At 48.5% G+C, this 5,645-nt stretch carries 3 protein-coding genes and 1 pseudogene; 1 reads left to right on the top strand and 3 read right to left on the bottom strand.

All coding sequences use genetic code 11. The annotated features are described in order from the left end of the window. Positions 1-2,213: serine/threonine-protein kinase (locus tag L0156_29440; protein MCI0607129.1), on the bottom strand; the 2,213-nt coding region annotated here is incomplete at its 3' end. A gap of 75 nt (positions 2,214-2,288) precedes the next feature. On the opposite strand from L0156_29440, the pseudogene L0156_29435 reads away from it, so the two are divergent. Continuing rightward, positions 2,289-2,420, top strand: a pseudogene (locus L0156_29435) (ATP-binding protein). Positions 2,421-2,470: 50 nt separating this feature from the next. On the opposite strand, the gene L0156_29430 reads toward L0156_29435, so the two are convergent. Then, positions 2,471-5,080, bottom strand: a complete 2,610-nt coding sequence (locus L0156_29430) for an EAL domain-containing protein (GenBank protein MCI0607128.1) — start codon at positions 5,078-5,080, stop codon at positions 2,471-2,473. A gap of 1 nt (position 5,081) precedes the next feature. Next, positions 5,082-5,528: a response regulator gene (locus tag L0156_29425; protein ID MCI0607127.1), complete on the bottom strand. Its 447-nt coding sequence runs from the start codon at positions 5,526-5,528 to the stop codon at positions 5,082-5,084. Positions 5,529-5,645 lie beyond the last annotated feature (117 nt).

The raw sequence follows: 5,645 nt of genomic DNA, 5'->3' as shown, positions 1-5,645 counted from the left end.
TGCACGTAAAAGATCCAATTTCCATCAGGGGACCATCTTGGACAGTATTGCCGGCGATTTTCTTTGTAAACTTGTACGGGAGTTCCGCCGGCAATTGGTGAAATCCATATTTCACTTTCATCTATTTTGGTGACGCGGTGATAAGCAATCCGCTGCCCATCAGGAGAAAAGCAAGGACGGGAAAAGAAGAATGTTGAATTGTCAGGAAAATTATCCGCTGTCACGACCGGTCGTTCCCATCGTTCTTCGACGTTGCGCAGCCAGATCACCGATTTCCCCGTTTTGCGCGATTCATAAATCAAATACTTCCCGGAAGGAGACCACGCAGGCGCCATCTCTATCTGCCTTGTGGCAATCAGATTCCGAAGAGGGCCTCCATCCAGCGGGATTTCTACAATGTCATGCTGTGCTTCCGTTATGCTAAACACGATTCGTTTCCCCTGTGGATCTACCGCCGGTGTTTCTTCCCAATTAATCCCAGACGTCAGGCTGGTTGCTTTCTCTTTGTCCAAGTCCAGCAGCCAGAGATGCGGCTGAGTCCTCTGTGACTGAAACATGGATCCACTGGCAACAGCGTGCCGATTATCCGGCATCCAACTAACACTCTCAATGTAATCACTGCTGGATTTAAAGATTTGTTTGGCTTGACCCGAAGGATAATCGATCAGCCACAATTCCGTACCGGTTCCGTAAACATCGACCATGGCAGCAACCTTCCTTCCATCGGATGAAAACTGCAATCTTCCGGTTACGATCTTTTTTTTGTCAAAAATGGGATGTCTGTATGGTTCCGGTTGGGCACTGACAGGGGAACTTTTTGAAAGAATGAAGAATTGATCCTTGTCTGTATTGCGAAGGGACAACAAAGTTTTGCCATCCGGAGAAATCGAAGCCGTAAGGATCCCTTTTTGCACCAGAACCGGTGATCCGCCTGCGATGCTGACGATCCAAAGATCCGAGCGTGAAGTATGTTGTTCCCGCCAGCCCGTGTAATAGATGCGCGTGCCATCAGGCGACCAGAATGGTCGCACGCAGTTCGTTTTTGCGTGAGTCAGTTGAACAGGAACCAGAGCGTCAAAATTTCGTATGAAAATTTGCGTAACACCATTTACATTTGCTGCGTAAACGATCGATTTTCCGTCCGGTGACCAGTCTGCATCAGTACCGGAGTTCTCCACCGGCGTGAAGCGGTAGGAGGCAGGATTGGGCCCACCTTGCGGAGCAAATAGTAAGGCTGTCAATATTCCTCCAACAAAAATTAGGGCAACCGCTGCTAATTGAACTAGACGTCGTTGCAGCACGCGCGAAGTGATCGCCGTAGTTCTAGGAAGCGTCTTCTCAAAACTGGAAGCTTCGGAAAAATGAGTCCAAAAATCGCGGAGCTCGTGATAAAGATCAATCGTAGCTCCGTATCGATCTTTGCGATCTTTCGAAAGACAGCGTTCAATTTGCCAGCGAAGTGCATTGGGTAGTTTCGAATTCAGTAATGCAATCGGCTCCGGTTCGTCAGTGATAATTGCCGAAAGAGTTTGGACGGCGCTGTCCCGCTCGAAGGCTGTTTTACCGGTAGCCATTTCGTAAAGAATTGAGCCAAATGAGAATTGATCCGTTCGAAAATCGACCTCTTCTCCGCGAGCTTGTTCGGGACTCATGTAGGTGGCAGTTCCCATAATTGCGCCTGCGCCAGTAATGAAAGCCGACTTCGTAGCATCTGCTTCTCCACCCGATTCCGGCATCACCACTTTCGCAAGCCCAAAGTCGAGAAGCTTCACACGATTATCAGTGGTGATCATCACATTTTCAGGTTTTAGATCGCGATGAATGATTCCCGCTTCATGCGCGGCAGCGAGTCCTGCAGCGATCTGGGTTGCGATGTCCAAGAATTTTCGCAGCAGCAGCGGCCCCCGATTCAGAATCTTACGAAGAGTTTCTCCTTCCACGAGCTCGGAAACGATGTATTGCATCCCGTTCTCCGTTCCGATGTCATAAACGGAGAGTATGTTCGGATGATTGAGAGCGCTTGCAGAACGCGCTTCCTGAACAAACCTGCGCTGTCGATGCGGATTGCCAATCGCTTCAGGCGAAATGATTTTGAGCGCAACGTGCCGTTCGAGCCGCGGGTCGCGCGCGCGATAAACCTTCCCCATTCCACCCGACCCAATCAGCCCAACAATCTCGTAAGGTCCTATGGTTGAACCGCTCAGACTTTCCATGTAGGTGGATTATAACAGCGATTAACATATTGATGATTCGATCAATTTTTTCTGGTGAAATTTTCACCCGATGTTCAGAAAAAGGGGACCGGCCTGGGTCTGAGCATCAGCAAAGCGATGATTGAAACGATGGGTAGAACGATCGGTTTCGAAACCGCAGCTGGAGTGGGAACTACCTTTTACTTTGAACTTCCCGAATCGCTGTAGGGCACCTCATTTTGCGTTTTTTGCAAAATGATGCGCCCTAATGAAGAGGGCTACTTCCGTTGCATTTCGAGAAATTTTCTCGCATCTTCAGTATCCAACGGATGAGAGAAATAAAATCCCTGAGCTGCTTCACAGCGGAGTGAGCGAAGTTGAAGCACTTGCATTTCGGATTCTACTCCTTCCGCGACAACGTCCATTTGCAGGTGGTGTGCCAAGGTGGTAATCGTCTTAACAATCTCGACATTTTCAGTGTCGGAACTCATACCCGCAACAAAGGACTTATCAATCTTCAACGTATTGATTGGGAACCGGTGAAGACAACTTAATGAAGAATAACCGGTGCCGAAGTCATCAATCGTAAGCTGCACTCCAAGAGATCTTAATAGGAAAAGCATCGAAGTCACGGATTCAGGATTCTCCATGATCAAACTTTCCGTAATTTCCAATCTCAAACAATTTGGCTCAAGCTTTGTTTCTTGAAGAATTTGGTCGATCATTTCAATCAAGTGGGGCTGGGAGAATTGTTTTACCGAGACATTTACGCTCATATATAAGGGCGGATAGCCGTTAAATTGTTTTTGCCATTGCTTGAGCTGACGGCAAGCTTTCCGCAAGACTTGTTCGCCGAGCGGAAGAATGAGTCCTGTCTCCTCAGCCAATGGGATAAAATCCGTAGGTTCAATCAGCCCGCGATGCACATGTTGCCATCGCGCGAGGGCCTCGAACCCCATAATGCGTCCCGATTCCAATGAAAGGATCGGCTGGTAATAAACGAGAATTTCCTTACGATCAAATGCACGGCGTAGGTCTGTTTCCAGCACTAAAAGAGAGAGGATACGAGCATGCATGGCTTGATCGAACATTTCGTATCGGGCTTTTCCAAGGGCTTTTGCACGATACATAGCTGTATCTGCATCGCGTAACAAGTCCTCGGGGTGATCGTAGGCGATCACCCCGGATACAGCCGGTGCACTTGCAACCCCGAGGAATTCACGTTGCTCAGAACCCAGGATCAAAGTCTCTGCATCAAGCAGAGTATCCCTGGCCCGATTGTCCTGTGTGCCGCTGAGAGCAATACCAATACTGGCTGTAGTAAAAACTTCATGGCCTTCTAAGTGGAAAGGAAGTGTGAGCTCTTTCTGAATTCGGTCAGCAATGCGCGTAGCATCGCTGATATCTTTGATGTCATCAAGTAGTATTGCGAACTCGTCTCCACCGAGGCGGGCTACAGTATCACCTGGCCGTAGGAGCGACAGCAATCGATGAGAAAGCGCCACCAGTAACCTGTCTCCAATCGTGTGACCAAGACTGTCATTGACAACTTTAAAACGGTCCAGATCTAGAAAAAGGACGGCAAACAAATAATCCTTCCGGCGCTTTGCGTGAGCTGCAGCGCGTGTGATGACTCCTCCCAGCCGATCGAGGAAAAGGGCTCTGTTAGGAAGTCCGGTAAGAGAATCGTGGAAGGCGTCGTGTAGCAGCTGTTCTTCTGCGCGCTTCCGGTCGGTAATATCTGTTTGGGAACCTGCCATTCGGTAGGGTTTGCCGTATGTGTTCCTTACTGCTAACCCGCGACTTAACATCCAGCGATACGTTTCATCTTTGTGGATGATGCGGTGCTCATTTTCCAAATGAGGTGTTAATCCTTCCAGATGACGGCTAATGTTTTCTCTCAGCTTTTCTACGTCTTCCGGATGCACACGTCCGAACCATTCCTCGGGGTTGCTGCTGATTTCCAGTTCGGTGTATCCGATCATCGCCTTCCAGCGCGGAGAATAATAGATTCCGTTCGTTTTAAGATTCCAGTCCCATAATCCATCGTTGGCGCCTTCAACAGCAAGCGCGTACCGTTCTTCGGTCTCCCGCAGCGATTCCTCCATGTGTTTCTTTTCAGTAATGTCAGCACCCATGCTTGCCGTACCGATGATTTTTCCTGCTGAATTGCGAAGAATGGTGTTGCTCCAAAGGATTAACTTTCGTTCTCCGGAAAGGGTCTGAATTTCATTTTCGTCGTGAGGCAAAATCGACCCCTCTTCGATTTTTTGTAAGAACATAGATTCAGTTTCTTCGCGTCCATCTTCCGGGACAAACGTCCGGAACCAATTTTGACCAAGAACATCTTCTTTCCGGTAACCCGTAAGCTTTAGCAGGAATTCATTGCAGAAAGTAATATTTCCTTTTTGATCTAGAAGTACGGATATCATTTTCACATTCTCAAGCATTTCCCGAAAACGGCGTTCCATCTCATGAGCATTCTGTTGGGCTTGCCGTCGCGTTCGCCGTTCAGTTGCTTCATGCAATTCACGTTGAATTGCTGGAAGCAGTCTTGCGCGGTTGCCCTTCATGATGTAGTCGTGCGCCCCGGCTTTCATCGCAGCCACTGCGATATCTTCACCGATGTTGCCGGAGAGAATGAGAAAGGGCAGGTCAAAACCTTTTTTTTGCAGCAGAGCCAGAGCGGCAGGAGCGCTGAAATGCGGCATAGAATAATCAGCAACAACCAGATCCCACGTCTTTATATCGAGAGCAGCCTCCATTGCTTCGGCAGTTTCCACTCGTTCAAAGTGGGGATCGTATCCCGCATGTCGAAGGTCGCGAAGTAGCAGAACAGCATCGTCTTCCGAATCTTCTACGATTAAGACCCGAAGTAATTCCGCCAAGCTAGATCCTCCTTGTAGGCGGTGGCTCGTTTAGGACAAGCCAATAGAGACCCATCTCCCTCACTGCGTCGGCAAATTGATTAAAATCCACCGGTTTTCGAATGTAACTGTTGGCGCCAAGACTGTAGCCGCTGATCAAATCCTGCTCTTCTTTTGAAGAGGTCAAAATAACAACAGGAATGAAGCGAATACGCTCATCGGCTCGTATGCGTCTCAGAACTTCCAGACCGTCAACTTTTGGCATTTTCAAGTCCAGTAAGACGACCGTTGGCATTATAGAAGTATCACGGCCGACAAATGCTCCTTTGCCAAACAAATAATCCAGCGCTTCCTCTCCATCGTGTACTACAACTGTTTCGTTCATGATGTTATTCTTCTTCAGTGCACGAAGTGTTAATGCTTCATCATCGGGATCGTCTTCAACCAAAAGAATAATTTTGTCTTCCATCGTTTACTCCTGTTTGTAACGCCGGCGAGACTGTCCGAAAAGTCAGCTGGAGCGCGGACTTCCAGTCCGCAAAAACTATCGAGTTCGACGAGTGCTTTGCGGGCAAGGATGCCCGCG

This window comes from bacterium (assembly GCA_022616075.1).
GTDB lineage: Bacteria > Acidobacteriota > HRBIN11 > JAKEFK01 > JAKEFK01 > JAKEFK01.
Note: the sequence above shows the minus strand (reverse complement) of the source record. Positions and strands in the feature narration are given on the sequence as shown.